The following is a 24,891-nucleotide window of genomic DNA, read 5'->3' on the forward strand; positions in this document are numbered from 1 at the left end:
GCGGCGCTGCCCGGACGTGGTTACTTCGTTTCGTCGGCCTTGTGATCGACGGTCTTGCCTGCGGTGGTCGTGTTCGAGGCCTCGGAGGCATCCTCGTCGGTCATGCCCTTCTTGAAGCTCTTGATGCCCTTGGCGACATCGCCCATCAGCTCCGGAATCTTGCCGCGACCGAAAAGCAACAGCACGATGACCAGAACGATCAGCCAGTGCCACATGCTAAAAGAACCCATTACGCTAACTCCTGTTGTGATGTTCTATTGATGTAAGAATACCCGACATCAAATCCAACATCTAATTCCCCGTAGATAGACGCTTAATGTCACGGTATCGACCATCGTGACAAGATAGTCCTCGGTCGAAAAGTCGTGAAGACAATTGTTTTCGCTCGGCGTGGCGAAACAAAGACACGGCGCCGACTATTCCTCGGGCGCGCCACCGGGCGCCAGAAGGCCCAGTTCCTCGAGATCCAGCTGCGTGATCGGATCTTCGTCCTCGGTCAGCTCATCGTTCATCGATGGCGACGGAATATTGAAGTTGGCCGGGATGCGACCGGAGAGCAGCCCTGCCCCCTTCAATTCCTCGAGCCCCGGCAGATCGCGCAGTTCCTCAAGCCCGAAGTGATCGAGGAAGTCGCGGGTGGTGCCGAGCGTGACGGGACGTCCCGGCGTGCGGCGGCGGCCGCGAAAACGCACCCACCCGGCCTCCATCAACACATCGAGCGTGCCGCGCGAGGTCTGAACGCCTCGGATATCCTCGATCTCGGCGCGCGTCACCGGCTGGTGATAGGCGATGATCGCGAGAACCTCGAGTGCGGCGCGCGACAGCTTGCGCACCTCGTTTTCGTCGCGGCGGATGACGAAGGAGAGGTCGGCGGCGGTGCGAAACGCCCAGGCATCGTCGACCCTGACCAGATTGACGCCGCGATGGGCGTATTCTTCCTGCAGCCGCAGCATGATGGCGCGCACGTCGAACACCTTGGGGAGGCGATCGGCGATGAAGGCTTCCGAGACGGGCTGGGCGGAAGCGAAGACGAGCGCCTCGGCGATGCGCGCCGCTTCCAGCTCGTCGCCGACGATGTCATCCTCGGCCCGGCCGCTGCCGCGCTCGTCGTCTTCCAGGTTGGCGTCTTCCAGATCGGTCAAGCCGGCAGCTCCTGTTCAACGACCTGCATCGTGCCATGGTTTGGCCCGCGCCGCATGTAGATCGGCTCGAACACGCCGCCCTGGCGTATCTCGATCTTGCCTTCGCGCGCGAGTTCAAGCGACGCGGCAAAGGCGCTGGCGATCGCCGTCACCCGGTCCTCGGGCGAGACCATGTAGGTCAATATATGCTGTTCGAGCGCCGTCCAGTCACCGACCTCGCCGATCAGGCGGGTGAGCAGTTCACGAGCCTCGGTGAGCGACCAGACGGTGCGGCGCGCGATCGTGACCTGCGTGACAGCCTGACGCTGGCGCAGCGACGCATAGGCGGTCAGGAGATCGTAGAGGCTGGCGTCGTAGGCGGACTGGTGGCGATCTGGGATATGTTCGGGAGCGCCACGGGCCAGCACGTCGCGGCCGAGACGATTGCGGTTGACGAGACCGCCCGCCGCCTCGCGCATGGCTTCGAGGCGCTTCAGGCGAAAGGCCAGCGATGCCGCCATCTCCTCGCCGGAGGGGCCGTCGTCCTTGATCTGCTGCGGAATGAGCAGGCGCGACTTCAGATAGGCGAGCCATGCCGCCATCACCAGATAGTCCGCCGCGAGCTCGATGCGAATACGGCGGGCGCTGTCGATGAACAGCAGATATTGCTCGGCGAGCGCCAGCACCGAGATGCGGGACAGATCGACCTTCTGCGTGCGGGCGAGATGAAGCAACAGGTCGAGCGGGCCTTCGAAGCCGGCGACGTCGATCAACAGGGCCGGATCGGTAGAGGCACGGTCGGCGCCGCCATCCTGCCACAGCTTGTCCATCGGCGTTGCCGATGTCTGCGGGCGTTCCTGAACCTTTGTCGTCGTCACGTCGTCTCGTCCCTTTCGCGGTCAGGCCGTCGCAAGCATCGCATCGAATTCGGCGCGGATCGCGGCCTCGTCGGCACCATCGGCCGTCGGGAACCCCTGCTCCACGCGCCTGGCGCGCTCGAGCGCAGCACCTTTGAGCAGCGGCACGTTGGCGACGACCTCAAGCATCTCATCCATATGACCGTTGCAATGCAGCACGATATCGCAGCCGCCCGCAATGATATTCGCCGCCCGTTCGCCAAGCGTGCCGCTCAGCGCGTTCATCGAACTATCATCGGAAAGCAACAGGCCTTTGAAGCCGATATGCTCGCGGATGATCCCGTCGATGACCTTGCGCGAGGTCGTGGCCGGATTATCGGCGTCGATCGCGGTGAAAACGAGATGGCAGGTCATCGCCATCAATTCGTCCTTCATGGCGATGAAAGGCGGAAAATCGTGGGCCTCCAGCTCTTCGCGCGAGACGCGGACGACCGGGAGCTCGTGATGAGAATCGGCAAAGCCGCGGCCGTGGCCGGGCATGTGCTTCATGACGGAGAGAACGCCGCCCGCCTTCAGGCCCTCGGAGGCGACGATGCCCATATCGGTCACGGTCTTCGGGTCCATGCCATAGGCACGGTTGCCGATGACGTTGCTGCTGCCTTCGACAGGGACATCCAGCACAGGCAGGCAATCGACGTTGATACCGAATTTCGAGAGATCGAAGGCATGCAGGCGCGACATCAGCCAGGCCGCGCGCCTGCCCTTTTCCGGATCCGCCCGATAGAGGTCGCCGAGCTGCTGGCCGGAGGGATAGTGCGGCAGGATCGGCGGGCGAATGCGCTGGACGCGACCGCCCTCCTGATCGATCAGTACCGGCGCGTGCCAGCCGACGCTTTCGCGCATCTCGGCCACGAGGTCTGTTATCTGCTGCGGCTCGGAAATATTGCGGCCGAACAGGATGAAGCCCCAGGGGCGTTCGCCCGCGTAGAAGGCCTTTTCTTCGGGCGTCAGGGAAAGGCCGCTACAGCCAAGGATCATCGCTTTTGATTCGGTCATACCCGAATCATAGAGACGCCATGGCGAAATGCGAGCAGCGTCAACTGCCATTCACAAAAAAGAACGGCACAAACGAAAAGAGCGGCGGGTATGCCCCGCCGCTCTCAAGCAATCCAGTTTCGAGACTTACTTCGAAATCAGGCAGGAGCCACCGGCCGCGCGATACTTCTCGCAGATCGCCGCGGCTTCGTCCTTGGAACCGGCGGTGATACGCAGGCGGTAGTAGGTGCCCTTGCCCGCGACCTCGGCCTTGCGGATCTCGTAAGGCATGCCGCTCAGTACGCCGCCGAACTTCTTCGACAGGCTGGCATAGGACTTCTGCGCTTCGGCTTCAGACGGCAAGGATGCGATCTGGACACCGTAGCTTCCAGGAGCAGCCGTCGTGGGCGGGGCTTGAGCCGCCGCCGGCGGAACGGCCGCGACTTCCTTCGGAGCCTGGGCCGCGGCGGTTGCCGGGGCAAGAGCAGCAGCGCCCGGACGCGATGCCGGCGCGGTATCGCTCTTGGTGCTGGTCACGGCGCGAACCGGCGGGCTGACGTTGTCAGGCGATGCCGAGGCGGCCTTGGCAAGCACGTTCTCGGAAGCCTGCTTCGCGGTCGGCGTGGTGCCTTCGACCGGCGTCGAGCGAATGTCGGCCGACGCCAGCTGTTCGATTGTCGGGGCGTCGGACGACGCGGCGCCTGCCGTGATCTTCTGCGTCTGCACGGAGGTTGGCTTCGGCAGCGAAGGTGTCGTGGGCTCCGGCGCCGGCTCTTCGCGGGCGACGAGGGTACCATCGGGCCGGACGATCATGGTGCGGACCTTGCGCGCCGAGACCGACGGCGAACGATCGGCATCCGCCGGATCGGCCGCGGCCGTGTCGGTCGCGTCGTTGTTCGGCAGCAGACGCGGATCCTGGGTGTCGCCGACGGGCGTCGACATCGAAGGCATCGGCGCGTCGTTGTCTTCGGGCAGCGTTTCGGGCGTCAGCGTGCGCTGAACGACATCGACCGGCTGCTCGTCGCTGGAAACCAGCGATTTCTGCTTCGGCGCCTCGGCGGCTGCGCCACCAACGCTGTCATAGACGGCCTTGTCCTGGTTCGGGACGGTCTTGCCACCCGGGTTTTCGGGAACGACCTTGACCGGGTCCTTGTCGGCGACGATGACCGGCGGCTCGCCGGTGGCGATGCTGATGCCGCCGTCGCGCGCCAGGAAGGAGTAGCCGGCGTAGGCGACGCCGCCGAAGATGACGATGACGGCCGCCGCCGCCAGCATGCGCTTCATCGAGCGGGCGCGGCTCATATCCTCGGCGTCGCTTGCCGACTGGATCTGAACCTCGGACACCGTATCACGGCGCTGCTGCACGGGCTCGTTGACGCTGCGGCGGAAGTCTTCCTCGAGCGCGCGCTCGAATTCATCGAAGCTCTGTGCCTGCGGCTGCGATGGCTGCGGGCGGGCGACGGACGCGGCCGGAGCAACGGCGGCCTGGCCGCGCACGCGCATGTCCTGGGCCGGTCTGGCGGGCGCATCTACCGGCTTTGCAGGCGCCAGAAGATTGGCGATCTCCGGATCGACGTCGAAATCGAAATCCGACATCGCCGGGACCGGCTCGTGCTTTTCGACCGGCGGGAGCGTCGGAACATGCATCTCGACGGCTTCCGTCTGATACTCCGCGTCGGAGATCATCGACGGATCGAAAGGCAGTTCTTCCGTCATGTCGGCGGCGGGCGCCGGCGCCCGGTAGGACGCCGCCGCGGGAGCTGCCGGCTCGGGCGAACGGTAGGCGGGCGCCGGCTGATAGGCGGGGGCCTGCTGATAGACGGGGGCCTGATAGGCCGGCGCGGGAGCGGATGGCTGGTACGGCGCGGGCGCCGGGCGCGCGGCTTGCTCCGGCTGGCGGACCGCCGGCTGGTAGGCCACGGGTGCCGGCGCAGGCTGCGGCTTCGGCTGCACGATCTCCTCGGCCACGACGGGCTCGACGAAATCGAGGTCGGCCAATTCGAGCTCGATACCTTCGAGATCCAGCTCGAAGTCGTGGCCGGCGAAGGGGTCTTCCGCATCGGGCACGGCCTTGGCGGCGACCATCTGCGGCTCGGGCACATGGCGAGGCGCCACGGGCGCTGCCGCAACCGGAGCGACCGCGACGGGCGGCGCGGGGATATAGGCACGCGCGGCGACTGGCGACGAGACGACAGGGGCTGGCGCGACCGGAGCCGGAACGACCGGCTGAACCGCTACCGGCGCGGCTTCACGCGCGACAACCGGGTACTGCTGGACATCGGCGAGAAGGTCATCGATATCGAAGTTGATGTCGTCGGCCTCGGCGGCGACTTCCGTCAGCGCGGCATCGGCCTTGACGTCGCCGTCCTTGGCGGCGGCGGCCAGATCGAAGGCGCTGTGATCGACCACAGGCTCGACGAACGCTTCCACGACAGGCTGCTCGACGACGAGTGCCGGTTCATGGCGATCGATCTCTGCCGGGAAGCTTGCGGCGGCCGGCGCTTCGAACGCGGCTTCGCGGCGCGGCGCGGCGGGTACGGGAGCGGTGGGCACCGGCTCGGCGGCGATCACCGGTGCCGGGGCGGCAACGGGTGCTGCGACGACCGGCTCTTCGCGGCGAGCGGGATGGAAATTGGCGATCGGCAAGCGGATGCTTGCCGCCGACCACTGTGGCGCCTTCGCAGGCTGCACAGGCGTCGGCGCGGCGCTGATGGAAAGCTCGAGCTCCTCGATCAGGTCACGAGCGCCGCCGGAGACGGGCTCGACGGGCCTCGACACGGTTGCCGCCCAATCGGCGGACGAGAGAACCGCGCGCGCATCCGGCTGCTCGAAAACCGGCAGGCTGTCGGCTTCGACCCGTTGCGAAACAACTGGCGCTTCGTACTGAACAGGTTCGGCCTCATAGCGGGGCGCTTGCTGCACGTATTGCGGCTCTGGCTCGTCGTAGGTGACGGGCTCAGGCTCGGCATAAACAACCGGCTCAGGCTGAGCGTAGGCCGTTTCGACCGGATGATCGACGACGGCCGGCGCGGTCGGAGCGTCGTAACGCTCGAACTCGCGCAGCAGTTCGTCCTCGAGATTGAAGGCCGGCTCCTGCCTTGGAGCCGCCTCGACGGTGTTCGCCGCTACACGGGGCTCAAAACCGACGATACGCGCAAGCTCCGCAAGGGGATCGTCGTCAGCAAAGAGGTTCGCATCGTTACGCGTGTCATACGCCCGCTGTTTATCTGCCATACTCATCCACTCGCAAATGCAAAGGTTTCGTGCCAGCGCATTGTGGGTAAATGGTGACGCTACCGCATCTCTTCCGGCGCAGCCGTTCCTGCGATGGCAAGACCCGACTTCAAAACGGACGCAACGGCGTACACCAGCCCTAGTCTGGTAATACTAGACTCTCGGCTCTTATCGTTAATAAATCGTAAGTCTACCTGATCCTTGCCTTTATTCCAATGCGCATGGAAAGAACTGGCGAGATCGTAGAGATAGAATACGACACGATGCGGCTCTTGCGACTGAGCCGCCGCCTCGACCAGCCGAGGGAACTCGGCAACCTTCGCAACCAATTGTAATTCCGCGGGATCCGCTATCCCAGACACCGCTTTCGCAAGGGTTTCGGGAGATACGTCGATATCCGGAAACGCCTCCTTGGCCTGCCTGAAGACCGACATGCAGCGGGCATGCGCGTACTGTACGTAAAAGACCGGATTATCTTTCGACTGCTCCGTTACTTTGGCGAAATCGAAGTCCAACGGCTCGGAACTCTTCCGGTACAGCATCATGAACCGCACCGAATCGCGGCCGACTTCCTCGACCACATCGCGCAGCGTCACGAAGTCGCCCGAACGCTTCGACATCTTCACCGGTTCGCCATCGCGGAACAGCTTGACGAGCTGGCACAGCAGAACGGTAAGCTTGGCCTTGCCTTCCGACACGCCGCGCGCGACCGCTTCCAGGCGCTTGACGTAGCCGCCATGGTCGGCGCCGAGCACATAGATCATCTCGCTGAAGCCGCGATCGAACTTGTTCTTGAAATAGGCCACGTCGGCGGCGAAGTAGGTGTAGGAGCCGTCGGACTTGATCAGCGGACGGTCCATGTCGTCGCCGACCTCGGTCGAGCGGAACAGCGTCTGTTCGCGGTCTTCCCAATCTTCCGGCAACTGGCCCTTCGGCGGCGGCAGCGTGCCCTTGTAGACGTGGCCCTTGAAGGTCAGGTCGTTGATGGCGGTGCGGATGGCGGCGGCACCATTGGCGTGCAGCGTGCGCTCGGAGAAGAACACGTCGTGATGGACGTTCAAGGCATCGAGATCCTCGCGGATCATCGCCATCATCGCATCGATCGTGCGATCCTTGACCAGCGGCATCCACTGATCCTCGGGCATGTTGTGCAGCTTGACGCCGTAGTCACGCGCCAGTGACTCGCCGACTGGCACCAGGTAATCGCCCGGATAGAGACCGGACGGGATCTCGCCGATCTTTTCGCCGAGCGCCTCGCGATAGCGCAGGAACACGGAGCGCGCCAGCACGTCGATCTGCGAGCCGGCATCGTTGATGTAGTATTCCTTGGTGACGTCGAAGCCGGCGAAGGACAAGAGGTTGGCCAGCGCGTCGCCGACGACGGCGCCACGGCAATGGCCGACATGCATCGGACCGGTGGGGTTGGCCGAAACGTATTCGACGTTGACCTTGCGGCCCTCACCCATCGTCGAGCGACCGTAATCGGTGCCGCTTGAGATCATCGATGCAAGCAGGCGCTGCCAGTAGCCGACGGCGATCCTGATGTTGATGAAGCCAGGGCCCGCGACCGATACGTCGGCGACGTCGGGATCTTCCTTCAATTTCGCGGTGATGATTTCGGCCAGCGCGCGCGGATTTGTGCCGAGCGGCTTGGCAAGCACCATCGCCGCGTTGGTCGCGACATCGCCATGGCTCGCATCGCGCGGCGGCTCTACGGCGATGCGTCCGAAATCCAGCTCGGATCGCTTTTCCTTGACCAGATCGATCTGTTCAAGGGCGGTTTTAATCCTGGCTTCGAAATCGGTAAAAAGGTTCATCGCACTCTTCCATGCATAGGCTGTGCCACTGGCATCCACCCGGCCTTTGCCGGGCGACCGCTGCCTAGCGCAAATCCGGAGTCTGGTCAAACAAGCGCCTGTGGGCACTGATGGCGTAGGTGTCGGTCATGCCGGCGAGATAATCGCCAACATGGCGCGCCTTCGGCGCTTCGGCCAGCCCCGCGATGTGATCCACCCAGTAGTGGCTCTGCATCTCCTTCGGGTTGGCCATGTAGGCCGAAAACAGGTCGGTGACGATCTGCGCGGCGCCTGAGCGGATGCGCATGATGTCGGGATGGCGGTAGATGCGCTTGAAGAGCATCGCCTTGATCTGCCTGTCCGTCTCGGCCATGCCCTCAGAAAACGTCGCGATCACGCGGCTGGCGTGCCTGACGTCGTCGGCGCTCTCGGGGCGGATCTCGGAGAGGCGCTCTTGGGCGACGGAGATCACGTCCTCGACCATGCGGGTGATCTGGCGGCGCATGATTTCGTGGGTGAAGCGGCTCGGCTCCAGAGTGGGGTAGCGCTCCCTCACCTCGGCCATCAGGCCGGCCAGGAACGGGATATCCTCCAGCATGTCGAAGGTGAGATAGCCAGAGCGCAGGCCGTCATCGATATCGTGGGTGTTGTAGGCGATATCGTCTGCGATCGCGGCCACCTGCGCCTCCAGGCTGGCGAAGGTGTCGAGCTGCAGGTCGTGGATCTCGCAGTAATCGAGGATCGGCTGCGGCACCGGGCCGCGCGTGCCGGTCCCGTCCTTGGTGAGCAGCGGGCCGTTGTGCTTGACCAGCCCCTCCAGGCTTTCCCAGGTCAGGTTGATGCCGTCGAAATCGGCATAGCGGCGTTCGAGCTTGGTGACGATGCGCAGCGACTGGGCATTGTGGTCGAAGCCGCCATAGGGCAGCAGCACCTCGTGCAGCGCGTCCTCGCCGGTGTGGCCGAAGGGCGTGTGGCCGAAATCGTGCACGAGCGCGACGCCCTCCGCCAGATCCTCGTCGAGCTTCAGCGCCCTGGCGAGCGCGCGGGCGATCTGGGCCACCTCGATCGTGTGCGTCAGCCGCGTGCGATAGTGATCGCCATCCTGGGCGATGAAGACCTGGGTCTTGTGCTTGAGGCGCCGGAAGGCTGTCGTGTGGACGATACGGTCGCGGTCGCGCTGGAAGTCCGAGCGCGTCGGGCTGGAGTTCTCGGGATAGAGCCGCCCGCGCGTCGTCCACGGGTCAGCCGCGTAGATTGCCCTGTCGCTGTTACCGAAGCCTAATGCACGCCTGTCGATCGTCATTCTTCACCGTCACTCGCCATGTCCCTGGCGCACGCCCATTGACGCCGCCATACGCTCTTCATACCTATAGAGAGCATAAACGGCAAAGAGACGACGTATCGCCGACTTTGCCGCGGGCGGCGCTTTCATGATATAAGGCGCGATAGCATTGAAAAACAGCTGTTTATATTGATGGCTGGACCACTATTCTCTCCGGATCTTGACCCCGGCAGGAGCAGACATGACCGAAGCAAGTGTAACCCTTTCCGACGCGGCCGCGAAGCGAATCGCCACCATCGTCGGCAGCGATCCCGGCAAGAGCGCGCTGCGCGTTTCCGTCGAGGGCGGCGGCTGTTCGGGTTTTTCCTACAAGTTCGACCTGACCGACGGCATTCAGGACGACGATGTCATCGTCGAGAAGAACGACGCGAAGGTGCTGATCGACAGCATGTCGCTGATCTACATGGCGGGCTCGGAGATCGATTTCGTCGATAACCTGCTCGGCCAGTCCTTCCAGATCAGGAACCCGAACGCGGTCGCCAGCTGCGGCTGCGGCACCAGCTTCTCGATCTGACCACCCTCTCCTGCTATCCACACCGAACCGGCCGAAGATTGTCTTCCGGCCGGTTTAACGTCTTGTGGCTTGCTCATGGTGCACGCTAGAAGAAGACGTCAAAGCGGAACGGGACCAAAGAATGAAGATCGCGACCTGGAACATCAACGGCGTCAAGGCGCGTATCGACAACCTCACGCAGTGGCTGAAGGATTCGAACCCCGACATCGCCTGCCTGCAGGAGATCAAGACAGTCGACGAAGGCTTTCCGCGGCTGGAGATCGAGGCTCTCGGCTACCATGTGGAGACCCATGGGCAGAAAGGCTTCAACGGCGTCGCCATTCTTTCCAAGACCAAGCCGGACGAAGTGACGCGCGGCCTGCCGGGCGATCCGCTGGACGAGCAGGCGCGTTTTCTGGAGGCGGTGTTTTCGCTTCCCGGAAATCGTGTTGCCCGCGTCTGCTGCCTCTATCTGCCGAACGGCAATCCCGTCGAGACCGAGAAATACAGCTACAAGCTCGCCTGGATGGAGCGGCTGCGCGCATTCGCGGCCGAACGGCTGGCTTACGAGGAGATCCTGATCCTTGCGGGCGACTACAACGTCATCCCCGAGCCACATGATTGCTTCGATCCCAAGGTGTGGGAGAACGACGCGCTGTTCCTGCCGCAGACGCGGGAGGCGTTCCGCAGGCTCGAAAGCCTGGGGCTGACAGACGCGGTGCGCGCCACGACGGATGCGGTGCCCGCCTATACGTTCTGGGATTATCAGGCCGGCGCCTGGCCGAAGAACAACGGCATTCGCATCGATCACCTGATGCTGTCGCCGGAGGCCGCCGACCGGATGACCTCGACGGCGATCGAAAAGCATGTGCGTGCGTGGGAAAAGCCGTCCGACCACGTGCCTGTGGTCGCCTATTTCGATTTCGCGGCCTGATTAGAAGGCGCGGCGACCGAGCCCGGTCCTGGCGATCCGGCGGTCGATCGATCAGTCGGTGTTGCTGCTGGCGATCTTGTGAGAGAGCGCGATGGCGTTGCGGCGGTCGCTTTCACTGGCCACGGAGAAGGCCTGCTCCTGCAGCGATTCCATCCATTTGCAGTCCTTCGGCTTGCAGCGGTCGAGCGCCGCCGTCATCAGCGCCAGACCGTTGGCCGACTGGCCTTCCTGGAACAGGATATTGCCGAACACGGACATGGCGCCGGGATGACCGCTCTTGCGGGCCTGGTTCAGCCACTTCTTGGCCTGCTGCGAACTGGTGCTGCCGCCATCGCCGGCAAGCATCATCTGCGCCAGCTGGAACTGCGCTTCCGGAACGCCGAACGTCGAGGCGACCTGGAAATAGATCTGGCGTGCCTGATTGAGATCGACCTTCACGGGGCTACCAGGGATGCCGCTCTTGTAATAGCTGGCGAGCGACAGCAGCGCGTTGACGAAAAAGCCGGTATCCTCCGATCCGGGCTCGACGCCCTGCTGGGCGATCTCGCTATAGATCTTGAAGGCGGCGAAATCGTCCTGCGCGACGCCGTCACCGTCGGCATACATGTTGGCGAGCGCCCAGCGCGAGCCGGTGTGGCCCTTTTCGGCCGCGTATTTGTAGGCCTCGACCGCCTCTTCCTTCTGGCCGTTCTTGTAGGCCTTGAAACCGAACTTGAAGAGATCGAAAGGACCGGATTCCTTGTTGACGCCCGACTTGATGTCGAACGCGCCGGCGGGAGAGCTGAGCGCCGCGAGACAGGCGACGGAAAGCCCCATAAGCATCAATCTGAAAGGTCTGAACTCGAACGTCAGCATTTCACTCGATTTCTTTCGTTTCCACCCATACGCGCCGTACCGGACATCCTGTCCATAAGGCCCGCAGATAAACTTCCTTCGGCGAGCGATCCCGCGGTGGGTTCCAAGACCCGCTTGCCCGCGTCGCATCCAGCCTTTTGCCCTCGCAAGAGAGCCTTCATCACCTTCGCATCGACCTCATCCGCCCGCTTCCCGGCGCGAACTGGCGACGATGCCATCAACCTCATTCCGGCGAGCCCATAGAGCGGCATTTCGCCTTCAGAAATGTCGTAGTCACCAATTGTGACAAAACGCGAGACGTCGTTACCCAAAGCCGGTCCCGATAGCGGCAACACCGTCGAACGTGAGGAAAATGAAAGGCTTGAGAACGCTGCGGTCGAACGACGTTTTCCGGCTGAAACACCTTGCACAGCAGGCGAAACGATCAAAGCGGCGGCAACTTCGCCGCACGTCATGCCCGTCTCTTCCGCATTCACTGAAAAACGACCCATCTTACTCTTTTACGCGCACCCTATGCCTGTCATTCCCTCGCCCGACATTACCGCTGCGCCTAGTTTGTGGCGGGAAATGGACAATTCGTATTGGAGCTCATCATACGCGAACACTCAAAAAAAACTGTTGCTGAATCGTCACAAATTGACACGCCAGCAGAGCATGCTTAATGGCGCCCGGACAAAGAAAAGCCCGACATTTCGCCGGGCTTTCACTTGCACTGATCTTGGCGGGTCAGAACTTGACCTTGATGCTGGTGGAGATGGCCGCCACCAGATCGTTTCCGAAGGAATATGTGACATCGTCGCCGTAAGTGACGCCGTCGCGCGTGAAGGTTCCCGATTCCCCGCTGGTGAGCACGCCGAGCGAGCCCGCAAGGCGCCATTCGATATTCTCTGTCGGGCTGTAGGCCGCGCCGACGCCAAGCAGCCAACTGTCGGTCTGTGCGCCGTAGCCATCGCTGGTGCCACGATCCCACGTGACGCTAACCGCGCCGCTCCATTGATCATTGAACTTGTGTCCGATGCCGCCGCTGACGGTCCAGCCGTCGCGATAGCCGAGATCAAGCGAGGTCAGGCCGCCCTTCGGACATGGCAAACCATTTGTCGGGCAGAAGGGGATGGACTGCAGAACGCTCCAGTTCGTCCACTTGACCGAGCCGAAAGCCAGCCAATCGGGTGCGATACCGCTTTGAACCTTCAGCTCGAGAGATTCAGGCGCTTCGGCGGAGCCGACCACGGGGGTGTTGCGACCCAGGAACGGGTTGCCGCCCGTGATAGGCAACTGCGTCAGGTTCACCGTGCCGGTCAGATTGTCGTACTTGACGCGGCTGTTATAGACGAGACTTGCGCGCAACGCATATTCCGGGATCTCGTAGGCCACGCCCGCGCGCCATCCCCAGCTCTCGTCCGAGAGATCAAGGCGTCCAACGCCGCTATACAGCGCAGAGGCCGGCGCGGGAATGACAGCGACGAGCTTTTCCTGGAAGCCCTCGATTTCCTGATAGAAGGCTCCGCCGATCACGCGCAGCTGGCCGGGGCCGACATCGAATTTATAGGAGCAGGTGGCGCCATAGTTTCGGCTATCAACCTTCGTCTCGACGTTGTTGTTCGCGCCGGCCCAGTTTACGCCCGGGTTGGTATGCGCGCCGAAAGGCTCGGAATAATCCACCAAGCAATCGACATTACCCGCGCCGCCTTTCAGACCCAAATAGGGGACGGCGTAGTCGGTCGTGTCATCGGCATAGTTGGGGCGTGAATTGAGATTGCCACCACTTGTGGGAACGTCCTGCACATTCTTCAGCTTGCGCTGCGGCATGACGTAGATCACGCCGGACTGAATAGAGAACTGCGATGCATCGAACAACTGATCGATATTATAGCCGCCACGATCCAGACCGCCCGCGAAGGCAGGCTGGGCGAGCGCCGACAACATAACAAGCGGCAGGGTTACTGCCAAAACCTTACGAGATGCCAAGGTGTCTCCCCCACTGAGGCAATTGCGATGGTGGGACTGTGACGGCGAGAGGTTAAAATGGCAACTTCGTGACCGGGCGCGATTGAAAAGTGAGCTAATGGATGCTTTACGTAAAAAATTGACGGGCACGTCAAAATTTCCCCATATTAGAAAATACGTCTCAAAAATCGCTGGAATCAATCAGGTGATAGAGCAATCGTTCTATACGAGCACAATTATGTTACCTTCTGACAACAGTTCTATTTTTAGAAAAAACTTCGTGGAAAAGCCGAAAAAAGGCGTCCCATCGGCCAAGTTATGGCGGAGCCGGGCCTCGTTACGGTTAATTTTTCGAAAAAAGGCGCCTGATTCACCATCAGACGCCTTGGAATGAAATACTATTAAAAGTTGATTTTACTCCGCCTCGGCTACACGCGACAGCGCGATCTTGAGGCTCGCGAGCTGCACCGTCAGTTCCTCCAGGCGCTCCCGTTCGGCCGCGACGACCTCCGGGTTGGCGTTGGCGACGAACTTCTCGTTCGAGAGCTTGCCGTTGATCCTCGCCATTTCGGCCTCGGTCTTGGCGATCGCCTTTTCAAGGCGGGCCTTTTCGGCGCCGAGATCGATCAGCGCGCCGAGCGGCAGGCAGACCGTCGCCTCACCGGCCACGATCTGGGCTGCTCCCTTGGGCGCCTGTTCGGCGAGAGAAATGCCGTCGACACGCGCCAGGCGCTTGATCGCCGCGTCGTGACGCGACAGGCGGTCACGCGTCAGGCTGTTGGCGTTGACGAAGACGAGTGGCGCGACCGCCGAGGGCGGCACGTTCATTTCGGAGCGAACCGAGCGGATGTTGGAGACCAGATCGATCAGCCAGTTGATCTCGTCGGCCGCCGTATCGTCGGCGTAGGACGGCGACGGCCATTCGGCGTGGCAGACCAGACCATCGCGCTCGCGGCCCTCGCCTGCCGTATGCGCCCAAAGCTCTTCGGTCATGAAGGGCATGAACGGATGCAGCAGCTTGTAGATCTCTTCGAGCACGTAGGCGACGCAGGACTGCGCCTCCTTCTTGGCGCCCTCGTCGGTGCCGCCGAAGATCGGCTTCAAGAGTTCGAGATACCAGTCGCAGACCTGGTTCCAGACGAAGCGATAGAGCACGCCGGCGGCATCGTTGAAGCGGTAGGCTTCGATCGCCTCGGTGACGTCGCGCTCGGTGCGGGCCAGTTCCGTCAAGATCCAGCGGTTGACCGTGAGCTCGGCCGCCTCGGGAATGAAATGCGGATCGTTGACGACGCCGTTCATCTCGGCGAAGCGCGTGGCGTTCCAGAGCTTGGTGCCGAAATTACGGTAGCCGGCGATGCGGGCCGGATCGAGCTTCACATCGCGGCCCTGCGCCGCCATGATCGCCAGCGTGAAACGCAGCGCGTCGGCGCCGTACTCGTCGATCAGTTCCAGCGGATCGATGACGTTGCCCTTCGACTTCGACATCTTCTGGCCGTTCTTGTCGCGAACCAGCGCGTGAACGTAGACGGTGTTGAACGGTTCGACCGGAACGCCATCCTCGTCCTTCATGAAGTGCAGCCCCATCATCATCATGCGGGCGACCCAGAAGAAGATGATGTCGAAGCCGGTGACCAGAACGTTGGTCGGATAGTAGCGCGCAAGTTCCGGCGTCTGCTCAGGCCAGCCGAGCGTCGAGAACGGCCAGAGCGCCGACGAGAACCAGGTGTCGAGCACGTCTTCGTCGCGTATCAGGATCTCGCCCGGCTTAAAATTCTCGAGCTTTTCCTCGACCCAGGCCTTCCACGGGCCTTCATGGGCGATGTAGTGCTGGATGGCGGCCTGCAGGGCCTCCTCTTCGGTCTTTTCGACGAAGACCTGGCCATCGGGACCATACCAGGCGGGGATCTGGTGACCCCACCAGAGCTGGCGCGAGATGCACCAGGGTTGGATGTTGTCCATCCACTCATAATAGGTCTTGTCCCAGTTTTTCGGAACGAAGTTGGTGCGGCCCTCGCGAACCGAGGCGATCGCCGGCTGCGCCAGCGTGTGGGCATCGACGTACCACTGCTCGGTGAGACGCGGCTCGATCGGAACGCCGCCACGGTCGCCATGCGGAACCATGTGCTTGTGCGGCTCGATCTGGTCGAGCAGGCCGGCCTCTTCGAAGATCTCCACGATTATCTTGCGGGCGGTGAAGCGATCCTGACCCTCGAGGCGATCCCAGGCGCCGTGAAGGGCCGCCGGATTGTCGAGACCTTCGAGGAAGTCCTCGTTCTCCTTGATGGTGATCGTGCCATCGACATTCATGATGTTGATCGCGCGCAGGCCGGCGCGCTTGCCGACGTCGAAGTCGTTGAAATCGTGGGCAGGCGTCAGCTTGACGGCGCCGGTGCCCGTGGTCGGGTCGGCGTAGGCGTCAGCGACGATCGGGATACGGCGGCCGACGATCGGCAGGACGACATGCTTGCCGACGATGCCCTTGTAGCGCTCGTCATCGGGATTGACGGCAACGCCGGTGTCGCCAAGCATCGTTTCCGGACGCGTGGTGGCAACGACCAGATAGTCGCGCGTTTCGAATTCCGTCGGCTTGCCGTCTTCGTCGAAGGCGATCGGGTGCTGGTAGGCGACGCCCTTTTCCAGCGGGTAGCGCAGGTGCCAGAGGTTGCCCTTGACTTCATGCTGCTCGACCTCGAGGTCCGAAATCGCGGTCAGGAGCTTGGGGTCCCAGTTGACCAGGCGCTTGTCCTTGTAGATCAGGCCTTCCTTGTAGAGGCTGACGAAGACTTCGAGGACGGCCTCGGACAGGCCTTCGTCCATGGTGAAGCGCTCGCGCGACCAGTCACAGGAGGCGCCGAGGCGCTTCAGCTGGTTGAAGATCAGGCCGCCCGACTCGTTCTTCCACTCCCAGACCTTGTCGATGAAGGCTTCGCGGCCCATGTCGCGGCGGCCCGGAAGCTGCTGCTCCATCAGCTTGCGTTCGACGACCATCTGCGTGGCGATGCCGGCATGGTCCATGCCCGGCTGCCACAGCACGTCCTTGCCGCGCATGCGCTCGAAGCGGACCATGATGTCCTGCAGCGTATTGTTCAGCGCGTGGCCCATGTGCAGCGAACCCGTCACGTTCGGCGGCGGGATCACGATGGTGAAGCTGTCGGCGCCCGGCTTGGCGTTGGCGCCCGCGCGGAAAGCGTCCGCCTCGTCCCATTTCGCGGCGATCTTCGGTTCAACGGCTGCGGAATCGTAGGTCTTTTCGAGCATTTTTGGACCAAATCTGGAGGTTTTCTGGATGCGGGTTGTAAATAGGATGCCCGCCAGCAAGTCAATAAAAAAGCCGCCCCGGAGACCGGAGCGGCTCTTTGAAAGGGTCGCGGAATCCGGTCAGCGGCGCGGGCCGCGCGCCACGCGCTCGATCTCTTCGCGCACGAGGCGCTCGACCAGCGTCGGCAGGTTGTCGTCGAGCCAGTCGCGCAGCATCGGGCGCAGCATGTCTTCGGCGATCTCATCCAGCGAGCGACGCTCGGCGCCGTCAATGGCTGCAGCCAGTTCCTCGAAGGAGCGGGCGATCTGCAGGCCGGCATCCTGCGACAGCAGCGACTGCTGGGTCTCCTCGATAAGGCTCGGCAGAAGGCGATCCGACAGCGGCGCGGCAACCGGCTGTGCCGCGATGGGTGCTGCGGACATGGGCGGCGCGATGGCGACCTGTTCCTGAACCGGCGCCTGGGCGGGCTGAACGGCTTCGGCTTCCACGGGCTGCGACTGTGACGGCATTTCGAACGGCATCGCGGCAGGCTCTTCGGCCAGCACGGGCTCAGGTTGCGGCGCCGGAGCGACCTGGTGCATCACCGGCTCTTCAACGGCCTGCTGCTGCGGCTGAGCGTCCATCACGGGCGCCGATGCGACGGGGCTCGATGCCAAGGCGGTTGGCGCAACGGGCGCCGGGGCCAGCTGCTGGCGGAATTCGAGAGGCGGTTCGCGCGGCGGCTGCAGGGTGTTGCGCTCGGAGGCGGCACGAACGCGAGCCGCGACATCGGCCAGCGACATGGCGGCGCGCGGTGCTTCCTGAGCGGGCGCCGAGCCTGCGGAATTGGCGGCGACGAAACGCGGATCGGCCTGCTGCGGCGCGGGATCGGGGAATTCCACGCCGGCATAGGCCTGATCGACCGTCAGATGAATGTCGGAGCCGTGATCGTCTTCATCATCACCATAAACAGGCGGCAGCGATGCGGAGAGTGCCCTGCCCGCGCCCGGCTCATTGCTTTCGATGATCTGGCGGATCGACGCCAGGATTTCTTCCATGGACGGTTCACGCGCTACGCTTGGCTGAGCCATATCTATCCCCGTTATTCCCGAACAACGATCGGATTGCGAGGTGTCGGCATCCGAATCACCCGGACTGTAGGATAGCCGATCGGGGAAAAAAATCATCGCGAATCAAATGACTGCCGCTTTGCACAGTTTTCTGAAAGGTCAACGGTTCCTTCGAAGGCCGGCCTGAAACGGAAACGGGCGCCAGTGGCGCCCGCATCATCGACAACCCACGTCGCGTGTCGCTTAGAACACGAATTCGCGTGCCTTGGCGAAGCCAGGCAGCGGCTTGACGGAGGCGTTGAAGAAGACGTTTTCGGAGACCGCGCCGCGCTCGCTCACGAACACCGTCGCCCGCGCCGAACCGCCATATCCCTTGATGGCGACAAGGCGACCGCCTTCGCGCAGCTGCGCGAAGAGCGCCGCGGGAACTTCTTCCACCGCGCCGTTGACGAAGATCAGATCGTAGGGCGCGCCCTTGGCGCTGCCGGCTTCGAGCGATCCCTTGACCACGGACACATTGGCGTAATCGGCAAGGTTTGCCGTTGCCTCGGCGGCCAGCGCCTCGTCCTCTTCAAGCGCCACGACGGAGCCGGCGAGCTTGGAGAAGAGCGCGGAGACATAACCGGTGCCGCAGCCGACATCGAGAACGACGTCATCCTTGGTCACGGCGGCGAGTTGCAGCAGCTTGGCGAGCGGCGACGGCTGCATGAGGAAACGCGCCGGCTTGCCCGATGCCGCCGGACAGATCTCGACGTCGGCGTCGATGTAGGAGATCGCCTTGGACTTTTCCGGGACGAAAGCCTCACGCGGCACGGCAAGGAAAGCGACCTGCACGGAGTGCGAGGTGACATCCGTGGTGCGGATCTGGTTGTCGACCATGTTGGCGCGTGCCGTCTCGAAATTCATAGTGTCCTCTCGCCCATTGAAAAGCGCTTCTAGCTGATCCGTGTCTTAATCGCAGGGGAACCGGCTTTCAAGGCTTACTGAGCGACGGCGGCAAGAATTCGGATCGCGCCGCCGGTTGCATCTCATGACCAGGAACAATCCGTGGAAACATTCATGAGATTGTGATAATATTGCAACCGGAGGAATAGGAGGAGAAGATCATGTCAGCCATAGCTGAATATTTGACGCTATTCGACCTGCTCATCGTCGCCGTGTTGATCGCGCTCATGTGCTGCGGATTGTGGGGAAAAGAGACAGGCTGAGATTTAAACATAGGTTCCCGCAACCAGGACGTTCAGGTGCTCGTCAGCTTTATTAGCGATGACTTCAACGCATAGGAACCAGGCCAGCGGGGTATCATGGCGAAATCAGCTCTTTTGGGTGGCCTCTTCATCGGGGGACTATTGGCGATCGTCGTGATGATACCGCTTGTGCGCGCAAGCGTTCCTGGTGTGGCGACCTATGGAGTGTCACCGCTGGTCTCGCTGCAGCGCGCCAACTGATCGATGCAGAGTGTGGCCCATAGATGGGGTTTGGCGCTGTTCTTCGGACGGTTTTCGACGGGCAAAGTCCCATGGTGAATTTTGACGCCTGAAATCCCTCAGGTTTTTGAACAACCCCCTTGCGCTTGTTTTCTATTCATTCTAAATGCCGCCCACGCTTTTAAATGTAAGCGTCGTGAGGCCTCGTGGCGGAGTGGTGACGCAGAGGACTGCAAATCCTTGTACCCCGGTTCAATTCCGGGCGAGGCCTCCAAAATTTCACCGAATACATGATGATATCAGCATGTGCGGCGCTCGCAGTGGCGCGGCCTGTGCTGCATGCATCAAAAAACCTGACCGCCGTCTCGGGCGATCAGGTTCATGTCATTCCGATACCAGCCTTGGCTCGATCAGGGGCCAACACATTGACGGCGTGGGCCATAGTTTGGCTGGTAGGTATTGTCCGACGCGCGATACGAGCGATATCGGTTGTAGCAATAGCTGACATGGTCGTTGCCGACATAGCGGGGAGCGCGGGGCTGCGAGGCGATAATTCCGCCGATCAAGGCGCCCGCCGCCAGACCACCGATAATGGCGCCAGCGTTGTTGTTATGACGGCGATAGTATCTGTCGTCGTAGCGATTGTAGTCGCGTCGATAATAATCACGACCACGGTCGCTATATCTGTATCCGCACCGGTAGTATGCGCAACGATTGCCCATATGGCTGTTGCGTACCCCGGAATCGCCAAACGTTCCGCGGCTTTGAACGGAACGCGAGTCGCCCCAGTTCTCGGCGAATGCAGGCCCTACTCCACTGATTGCGGTGGTCAGCGCCACGATCATGATTGCAAGCTTTCTCATCGTACACCTTCGAACTGTTAATGCGACTCGCGTCTCAAACGCTTGAAGGATAAACGCATTCGCGCGCTCGGTGTTCCGTCGATCGCAGCAGCGTTCCTGCGTCGGGGAAAACCGCAAAAGAATCGCCACGGGTCGATTGTGACACTTTTATTGCAGGTTGCGCTATTTTATGAGCAACGCATAAACAGTTCACATGGGATGGATGGCATGCTCAGCTGGTTTCGAAAACTTCTGCCGCGCGAAGATCGTTTCTTCGACCTTTTCGCCCAGCATTCGCGCACCATCGTGGGGGCGGCCGAAGCGCTGAACGAATTGCTCAAGGGCAACGACACCGAACGGCACTGCGAGCGCATCGTCACGCTCGAGGACGAGGCCGACAATATCACCCGCGAGGTGATGCTCGCCGTGCGGCGCAGCTTCATCACGCCGTTCGACCGTGTCGACATCAAGGATCTCATCCAGTCCATGGATGACGCGATCGACATGATGCACAAGACGGTGAAGACGATCCGGCTGTTCGAGCAGAAAGAGTTCGATCCGATCATGCAGGAAATGGGCGAAGCCATCGTCGAAGCGGCGGGTCTCGTCGCCGAAGCCATCCCCCTGCTCGAGCGCATCAACGCCAATGCAACGCGGCTGAGCGCCATCGCCGAGGAAGTCACCCGCGTTGAGGAGAGATCCGACGAACTCCACGACCGAGGCCTGAAAGCGCTCGTGCTTCGTCACCGGGAATCGAACCCGATGGCCTATATCATCGGCAGCGAGATCTATGGCGAGCTCGAGAAGGTCGTCGACCGCTTCGAGGACGTTGCCAACGAGATCAGCGGCATCGTGATCGAGAACGTCTGATGGACGCCACCCTCGCCTTTCCGCTGCTTGCCGGGCTGATCGCGGTCGCGCTGTTCTTCGACTTCCTGAACGGCCTGCACGACGCCGCCAACTCGATCGCCACGATCGTGTCGACGCGCGTGCTGAGGCCGCAGTTCGCCGTTGCCTGGGCCGCCTTCTTCAATTTCATCGCCTTTCTGTTCTTCGGGCTGCATGTCGCAGAGACGCTCGGGACGGGCATCATCGATCCCGGCATCGTCTCGCCCATGGTGATCTTCGCGGCGCTGATGGGGGCGATCATCTGGAACATCGTCACCTGGGTGTTCGGCATCCCGTCGAGTTCCTCGCACGCTCTGGTCGGCGGGCTGGTCGGCGCGGGGCTCGCCAAGGTCGGCTTCAGCTCGATCGTCTGGAGCGGCCTGCTGAAGACGGCAGGCGCGATCGTGATGTCGCCGATGATCGGCTTCCTGCTGGCGCTGTTTCTCGTTCTGGTCGTCTCCTGGGTCTTCGTGCGGCAGACACCTTTCGCGGTCGACCGTACCTTCCGCGTCATGCAGTTCGTCTCGGCGTCGCTCTACTCCCTCGGGCATGGCGGCAACGACGCGCAGAAGACCATGGGCATCATCGCCATCCTGCTCTATTCGCAGGGCTATCTCGGCGGCAGCTTTTACGTGCCGTTGTGGGTGGTGCTTTCCTGCCAGTCGGCCATGGCGCTGGGCACGCTGTTCGGCGGCTGGCGCATCGTTCACACGATGGGATCGAAAATTACCCGGCTGAACCCGATGCAGGGATTCTGCGCGGAAACCGGCGGCGCGCTGACGCTGTTCGGCGCCACCTGGCTCGGCATCCCGGTCTCGACGACGCATACGATCACCGGCGCGATCATCGGCGTCGGCGCGGCGCGGCGTGTGTCGGCCGTGCGCTGGGGCCTTGCGGGCAACATCGTCGTCGCGTGGGTGGTGACGCTGCCGGCCGCCGCGCTGATCGCGGCCGCCTTCTACTGGATCGCCGGCATCTTCGCCTGAAGCGATGATATCAGGAGGCGGAATTCCGCCTCCTCTGCCACCACACCGAAAAGCGTCGTCTCATGCGCCGCGCGACATGCAGATCGTGCGACAGCACCAGCACGCCGAGCGGAATCATCCAGAAGCCGAGGATCGGAAGAAAGCCCAGACATCCGCCCAAAACCAGAAGTCCGCCGATCAAAAGCCGCGATATGCGCGACTTCGGCAACGGAATGCGGGTCGACCCCATGACGATGTGGCCGGTGACGTGATCGATACCAAAGCGTTTGGCGTTGTTTTTCGGGCTCTCGGTCATCACCACCATGTGGGGATAACCTGAATGATTGCAAGGAGATGTCATTTTTTTGAAAAAACCGCTTGGCAAATCGAGCAAGCATTTGTATTAGCCCACTCACACCGCGGCGAGCGGTGATCCCTGGTAGCTCAGCGGTAGAGCATTCGACTGTTAATCGACAGGTCGCCGGTTCGAATCCGGCCCGGGGAGCCAGTTTCCAAAAGGTCTGCATTGAAAAATGCAGGCCTTTTTCTTTTCCGAAATCAAGACGATACACCTCACACCCGGCGCCAACGCCGGCGCCTCATCCCAGCGGATGGTCGAGCCGCCGGGACAAAGTGCAAGAGGGCGATATCAGTAGCTGCAGGAACGCCCGTCGCTGGGCCTGAAGCCATCGGAGCAGGCACGGTTCATGGAATCGCCCTGCACATAGCCGGATGCCGACCCGGACGAGGTCGGAACGCTGGTGCATCCCGCCGTGAGCGCCGAAAGGCCGATCAGCGTGACGGCGGCCAGGATGGTTGAAATTCGCTTCATGTGGACCTCTCCTCAAAACTGTCTTGGACATTAAGCTAGCACGCGGCCAGCAAACGCCACGTAAATTTCTTGCTGCCCGAACTTCCTGCTTCACGCCGGGCGACCATGTACGCGGCCGGGCACCCTACCCCTGCAGCGTGTCGACCTTGCGAAGATCCGGAAACAATCGGGTCCACATGAGCACCACGACGATGGTTCCGACGCCGCCGATGACGCCGGCGGCGACGGGGCCCATCATGCCCGCGAGCATGCCCGATTCAAATTCGCCCAGCTGGTTCGAGGTGCCGATGAAGAGTGAATTGACGGCGTTCACGCGGCCACGCATCGAATCCGGTGTCAGCAGCTGCACGAGCGAGCTGCGCACCACGACGCTGACCGTGTCGGCCGCTCCCACCACGAAAAGCGCCGCGATCGACAGCGCGATGCTGGTCGACAGGGCAAACACGATCGTCGCCACGCCGAATACGGCCACGGCAACCAGCATCTTCGCCCCGACCTTGCTGGTGAGTGAGCGTCTTGCGAGCAAGATCGACATGGTGAGCGCGCCGACGGCCGGCGCCGCGCGCAGCATTCCGAGCCCCCAGGGCCCGGCTTGCAGGATATCGCTGGCGAAGATGGGCAGCAGCGCGGTAGCGCCACCGAGAAGAACGGCGAACAGGTCGAGCGAGATCGTGCCGAGCATCACGGGCTTGCTCTTGATGAAGGACACGCCAGCGAAAACGGAAGAAAGCGTGACCGGTTCGCGCCTGCTTGGCGTCCATTTCATGCGGATCGAGATGACGTTGACGCTTGCAACGGCAAACAGGACAGCGGCGACGGCGAAGGGGGCGACGGCATCGACGCCGTAAAGCAGGCCACCCAGCGACGGGCCGACGATCAGCGCCGTCTGCATCATCGAGGTCGATGTCGCCACAGCGCGCTGAAGCAGCGATGGCGGCATGATGCTGGGGAGAAGTGCTGCCATCGTCGGGCGCTCGAAGGCGACGGTTGCGCCCATGATCGTCACCGCCGTCAGGATGCCTGAAGGCGTCAGCCAGTTCTGCCAGGTGGCGACCGCAAGTGCGGCCGACACGATTGCCAGGATCAGCTGGCAGACGAGGCCGATGCGCCTTCGGTCGAAGCGGTCGGCGACGTGGCCGACCACGAAGGTCAGCACCACCATCGGCAGGAACTGGCACAGCCCGACCATGGCCAGCGCGAAGGCGCTACGGGTCTGGTCATAGATCATCCAGCCCATGGCGATAGCGACGCACTGGAACGAGAGCGAGGAAAAGACGCGGGACGCCGCGAAATTGAGATAGCCGGGATGGCGCAGAACGCTATCCTGGTGAACTGCTGAAACATTCATGGGAAGACTGTCCGGCCCGCTGCCGACAGCGCGCCTCTGGGGGTTGTTGCTGCAACGGTTTCCGCCCGGACAGGCGTCCTTGTCAATGGCAACGGGGCCGCTTTCCGTACGGCCCTGCCGGATCGTGACCACCGACAGCGCTTGCCGCGGTGGTCACCGGATCAGGAACGCTACTTTTTCTTCTTCGTCGGGCGAACCTTCACCGGTTTCGGCGGCGGTATCAGCTCGGCGTCGGCATAGCAGTATCCGGCGACCCATCCGCCGCTGGCGAAGAGCTTGGAATCACCCTCCGCGTGCCACTGGCAGGTGAGCGAATTGGGGTCCCACGCCGTGACGGCCACGCCATAGATGCCCTTGCCCGCGAAGGTCGTCTTCGGGTTGCCCGTCAACCGCCAGCCCTCCGCCGGCTGCATCGTCCATGAGATTCTCTCGCCCTCCCGGGCCTTCTCCTTGAGACCGAATTCCGGGGTCTGGCAACGGTTGGTGGCGGGATCACAGGTCATCCTCACCGTAGACATTTGCGTCGGCGTGGTTCTCACCACGGTCTGACAACTGGTCAGGGTAAGCGCCACGAGCGTCATGGCCAAGGCAACATTATACCACATATCCGGCCTCCCATCCGTCACATGCTATCGATGAGGGCTACATTACAACATTACGACACCGG

23 protein-coding genes and 2 tRNA genes are annotated in these 24,891 nt (G+C 62.2%); 7 read left to right on the top strand and 18 right to left on the bottom strand.

The window, feature by feature from the left end; all coding sequences use genetic code 11:
• Positions 1-20 precede the first annotated feature (20 nt).
• From P3R82_RS17345 to P3R82_RS17375, 7 genes are all read right to left on the bottom strand, one after another.
• Positions 21-230: a twin-arginine translocase TatA/TatE family subunit gene (locus P3R82_RS17345; protein WP_283194722.1), complete on the bottom strand. Its 210-nt coding sequence runs from the start codon at positions 228-230 to the stop codon at positions 21-23.
• A 186-nt stretch (positions 231-416) separates the two neighbouring features.
• Positions 417-1,118, bottom strand: a complete 702-nt coding sequence (gene scpB, locus P3R82_RS17350; protein ID WP_283196368.1) for an SMC-Scp complex subunit ScpB — start codon at positions 1,116-1,118, stop codon at positions 417-419.
• 20 nt (positions 1,119-1,138) lie between these two features.
• A complete protein-coding gene (locus P3R82_RS17355) occupies positions 1,139-1,951 on the bottom strand; it encodes a ScpA family protein (RefSeq protein ID WP_283196369.1) in 813 nt (270 codons plus the stop codon).
• A 69-nt stretch (positions 1,952-2,020) separates the two neighbouring features.
• Complete coding sequence (gene nagZ, locus P3R82_RS17360) at positions 2,021-3,034, bottom strand: beta-N-acetylhexosaminidase (RefSeq protein WP_283194723.1); 1,014 nt, start codon at positions 3,032-3,034, stop codon at positions 2,021-2,023.
• A 126-nt stretch (positions 3,035-3,160) separates the two neighbouring features.
• Positions 3,161-6,247 carry an SPOR domain-containing protein gene (locus P3R82_RS17365; protein WP_283194724.1) on the bottom strand — a complete coding sequence of 1,029 codons (3,087 nt, stop codon included), beginning with the start codon at positions 6,245-6,247 and terminating at the stop codon, positions 3,161-3,163.
• A gap of 59 nt (positions 6,248-6,306) precedes the next feature.
• The gene (argS, locus tag P3R82_RS17370) at positions 6,307-8,064 is read right to left on the bottom strand and encodes an arginine--tRNA ligase (RefSeq protein WP_283194725.1); all 1,758 of its coding nucleotides are present in this window, start codon (positions 8,062-8,064) and stop codon (positions 6,307-6,309) included.
• A 64-nt stretch (positions 8,065-8,128) separates the two neighbouring features.
• On the bottom strand, positions 8,129-9,346 hold the full coding sequence (locus P3R82_RS17375; protein ID WP_283194726.1) for a deoxyguanosinetriphosphate triphosphohydrolase: 1,218 nt from the start codon (positions 9,344-9,346) through the stop codon (positions 8,129-8,131).
• A 220-nt stretch (positions 9,347-9,566) separates the two neighbouring features.
• On the opposite strand from P3R82_RS17375, the gene erpA reads away from it, so the two are divergent.
• Together erpA and xth are read left to right on the top strand one after the other, a co-directional pair.
• Complete coding sequence (gene erpA, locus P3R82_RS17380) at positions 9,567-9,899, top strand: iron-sulfur cluster insertion protein ErpA (protein WP_183899796.1); 333 nt, start codon at positions 9,567-9,569, stop codon at positions 9,897-9,899.
• Between the two features lie 121 nt (positions 9,900-10,020).
• Positions 10,021-10,812, top strand: a complete 792-nt coding sequence (gene xth, locus P3R82_RS17385) for an exodeoxyribonuclease III (protein ID WP_283194727.1) — start codon at positions 10,021-10,023, stop codon at positions 10,810-10,812.
• Between the two features lie 51 nt (positions 10,813-10,863).
• Here the strand turns inward: xth and exoR are convergent, their stop codons facing one another.
• The 6 genes from exoR to P3R82_RS17415 all read right to left on the bottom strand — a co-directional run bounded on the left by exoR (position 10,864) and on the right by P3R82_RS17415 (position 18,828).
• A complete protein-coding gene (gene exoR, locus P3R82_RS17390) occupies positions 10,864-11,667 on the bottom strand; it encodes an exopolysaccharide production regulator ExoR (protein ID WP_283194728.1) in 804 nt (267 codons plus the stop codon).
• The gene (locus P3R82_RS17395) at positions 11,661-12,158 is read right to left on the bottom strand and encodes a hypothetical protein (protein ID WP_283194729.1); all 498 of its coding nucleotides are present in this window, start codon (positions 12,156-12,158) and stop codon (positions 11,661-11,663) included. The genes exoR and P3R82_RS17395 overlap by 7 nt, the downstream gene beginning before the upstream one ends.
• Before the next feature lie 235 nt (positions 12,159-12,393).
• Positions 12,394-13,593 (bottom strand): OmpP1/FadL family transporter, encoded by a 1,200-nt coding sequence (locus P3R82_RS17400; protein ID WP_283196370.1) that lies wholly within the window; start codon positions 13,591-13,593, stop codon positions 12,394-12,396.
• A 435-nt stretch (positions 13,594-14,028) separates the two neighbouring features.
• A complete protein-coding gene (locus P3R82_RS17405) occupies positions 14,029-16,872 on the bottom strand; it encodes a valine--tRNA ligase (protein WP_283194730.1) in 2,844 nt (947 codons plus the stop codon).
• Between the two features lie 120 nt (positions 16,873-16,992).
• The gene (locus tag P3R82_RS17410; protein ID WP_283194731.1) at positions 16,993-17,943 is read right to left on the bottom strand and encodes a DUF2497 domain-containing protein; all 951 of its coding nucleotides are present in this window, start codon (positions 17,941-17,943) and stop codon (positions 16,993-16,995) included.
• 222 nt (positions 17,944-18,165) lie between these two features.
• Positions 18,166-18,828: a protein-L-isoaspartate O-methyltransferase gene (locus P3R82_RS17415; RefSeq protein WP_283194732.1), complete on the bottom strand. Its 663-nt coding sequence runs from the start codon at positions 18,826-18,828 to the stop codon at positions 18,166-18,168.
• Positions 18,829-19,226: 398 nt separating this feature from the next.
• Between P3R82_RS17415 and P3R82_RS17420 the strand changes: the two genes are divergently transcribed.
• On the top strand, positions 19,227-19,370 hold the full coding sequence (locus P3R82_RS17420; RefSeq protein ID WP_183899902.1) for a hypothetical protein: 144 nt from the start codon (positions 19,227-19,229) through the stop codon (positions 19,368-19,370).
• A gap of 179 nt (positions 19,371-19,549) precedes the next feature.
• Positions 19,550-19,623: transfer RNA gene (locus P3R82_RS17425), tRNA-Cys, on the top strand.
• 136 nt (positions 19,624-19,759) lie between these two features.
• On the opposite strand, the gene P3R82_RS17430 is transcribed toward P3R82_RS17425, so the two are convergent.
• Positions 19,760-20,212, bottom strand: a complete 453-nt coding sequence (locus tag P3R82_RS17430; RefSeq protein ID WP_283194733.1) for a BA14K family protein — start codon at positions 20,210-20,212, stop codon at positions 19,760-19,762.
• Between the two features lie 207 nt (positions 20,213-20,419).
• Between P3R82_RS17430 and P3R82_RS17435 the strand changes: the two genes are divergently transcribed.
• Together P3R82_RS17435 and P3R82_RS17440 are read left to right on the top strand one after the other, a co-directional pair.
• Positions 20,420-21,061, top strand: coding sequence for a DUF47 family protein (locus P3R82_RS17435; RefSeq protein WP_283194734.1), 642 nt, complete (start codon positions 20,420-20,422; stop codon positions 21,059-21,061).
• A complete protein-coding gene (locus P3R82_RS17440; RefSeq protein WP_283194735.1) occupies positions 21,061-22,065 on the top strand; it encodes an inorganic phosphate transporter in 1,005 nt (334 codons plus the stop codon). Before P3R82_RS17435 ends, P3R82_RS17440 begins: the two co-directional genes overlap by 1 nt.
• Positions 22,066-22,075: 10 nt before the next feature.
• Here P3R82_RS17440 and P3R82_RS17445 read toward each other — a convergent pair whose 3' ends face one another.
• A complete protein-coding gene (locus P3R82_RS17445) occupies positions 22,076-22,369 on the bottom strand; it encodes a hypothetical protein (protein ID WP_283196371.1) in 294 nt (97 codons plus the stop codon).
• A 108-nt stretch (positions 22,370-22,477) separates the two neighbouring features.
• On the opposite strand from P3R82_RS17445, the gene P3R82_RS17450 reads away from it, so the two are divergent.
• Positions 22,478-22,552 (top strand) — tRNA-Asn (locus tag P3R82_RS17450).
• A gap of 141 nt (positions 22,553-22,693) precedes the next feature.
• Here the strand turns inward: P3R82_RS17450 and P3R82_RS17455 are convergent.
• From P3R82_RS17455 to P3R82_RS17465, 3 genes are all read right to left on the bottom strand, one after another.
• A complete protein-coding gene (locus P3R82_RS17455; RefSeq protein WP_183899788.1) occupies positions 22,694-22,876 on the bottom strand; it encodes a hypothetical protein in 183 nt (60 codons plus the stop codon).
• Positions 22,877-23,000: 124 nt separating this feature from the next.
• Positions 23,001-24,224 (bottom strand): MFS transporter, encoded by a 1,224-nt coding sequence (locus P3R82_RS17460; protein ID WP_283194736.1) that lies wholly within the window; start codon positions 24,222-24,224, stop codon positions 23,001-23,003.
• Between the two features lie 170 nt (positions 24,225-24,394).
• On the bottom strand, positions 24,395-24,829 hold the full coding sequence (locus tag P3R82_RS17465) for a hypothetical protein (protein ID WP_283194737.1): 435 nt from the start codon (positions 24,827-24,829) through the stop codon (positions 24,395-24,397).
• Between the last annotated feature and the right edge of the window lie 62 nt (positions 24,830-24,891).

This window comes from Rhizobium sp. AN80A (genome assembly GCF_030053015.1).
GTDB lineage: Bacteria > Pseudomonadota > Alphaproteobacteria > Rhizobiales > Rhizobiaceae > Rhizobium > Rhizobium metallidurans.

Coding starts and splice junctions, on each gene's coding strand:
- P3R82_RS17415 (WP_283194732.1), bottom strand. CDS start 18,828: ATGAATTTCGAGACGGCACGCGCCAACATGGTCGACAACCAGATCCGC.
- P3R82_RS17430 (WP_283194733.1), bottom strand. CDS start 20,212: ATGAGAAAGCTTGCAATCATGATCGTGGCGCTGACCACCGCAATCAGT.
- P3R82_RS17460 (WP_283194736.1), bottom strand. CDS start 24,224: ATGAATGTTTCAGCAGTTCACCAGGATAGCGTTCTGCGCCATCCCGGC.
- P3R82_RS17345 (WP_283194722.1), bottom strand. CDS start 230: ATGGGTTCTTTTAGCATGTGGCACTGGCTGATCGTTCTGGTCATCGTG.
- P3R82_RS17405 (WP_283194730.1), bottom strand. CDS start 16,872: ATGCTCGAAAAGACCTACGATTCCGCAGCCGTTGAACCGAAGATCGCC.
- P3R82_RS17435 (WP_283194734.1), top strand. CDS start 20,420: ATGCTCAGCTGGTTTCGAAAACTTCTGCCGCGCGAAGATCGTTTCTTC.
- nagZ (WP_283194723.1), bottom strand. CDS start 3,034: ATGACCGAATCAAAAGCGATGATCCTTGGCTGTAGCGGCCTTTCCCTG.
- P3R82_RS17400 (WP_283196370.1), bottom strand. CDS start 13,593: ATGTTGTCGGCGCTCGCCCAGCCTGCCTTCGCGGGCGGTCTGGATCGT.
- P3R82_RS17445 (WP_283196371.1), bottom strand. CDS start 22,369: ATGGTGGTGATGACCGAGAGCCCGAAAAACAACGCCAAACGCTTTGGT.
- P3R82_RS17440 (WP_283194735.1), top strand. CDS start 21,061: ATGGACGCCACCCTCGCCTTTCCGCTGCTTGCCGGGCTGATCGCGGTC.
- argS (WP_283194725.1), bottom strand. CDS start 8,064: ATGAACCTTTTTACCGATTTCGAAGCCAGGATTAAAACCGCCCTTGAA.
- P3R82_RS17375 (WP_283194726.1), bottom strand. CDS start 9,346: ATGACGATCGACAGGCGTGCATTAGGCTTCGGTAACAGCGACAGGGCA.
- exoR (WP_283194728.1), bottom strand. CDS start 11,667: ATGCTGACGTTCGAGTTCAGACCTTTCAGATTGATGCTTATGGGGCTT.
- P3R82_RS17420 (WP_183899902.1), top strand. CDS start 19,227: ATGGCGAAATCAGCTCTTTTGGGTGGCCTCTTCATCGGGGGACTATTG.
- xth (WP_283194727.1), top strand. CDS start 10,021: ATGAAGATCGCGACCTGGAACATCAACGGCGTCAAGGCGCGTATCGAC.
- P3R82_RS17365 (WP_283194724.1), bottom strand. CDS start 6,247: ATGGCAGATAAACAGCGGGCGTATGACACGCGTAACGATGCGAACCTC.
- P3R82_RS17465 (WP_283194737.1), bottom strand. CDS start 24,829: ATGTGGTATAATGTTGCCTTGGCCATGACGCTCGTGGCGCTTACCCTG.
- P3R82_RS17410 (WP_283194731.1), bottom strand. CDS start 17,943: ATGGCTCAGCCAAGCGTAGCGCGTGAACCGTCCATGGAAGAAATCCTG.
- P3R82_RS17355 (WP_283196369.1), bottom strand. CDS start 1,951: ATGGACAAGCTGTGGCAGGATGGCGGCGCCGACCGTGCCTCTACCGAT.
- P3R82_RS17455 (WP_183899788.1), bottom strand. CDS start 22,876: ATGAAGCGAATTTCAACCATCCTGGCCGCCGTCACGCTGATCGGCCTT.
- P3R82_RS17395 (WP_283194729.1), bottom strand. CDS start 12,158: ATGGGTCGTTTTTCAGTGAATGCGGAAGAGACGGGCATGACGTGCGGC.
- erpA (WP_183899796.1), top strand. CDS start 9,567: ATGACCGAAGCAAGTGTAACCCTTTCCGACGCGGCCGCGAAGCGAATC.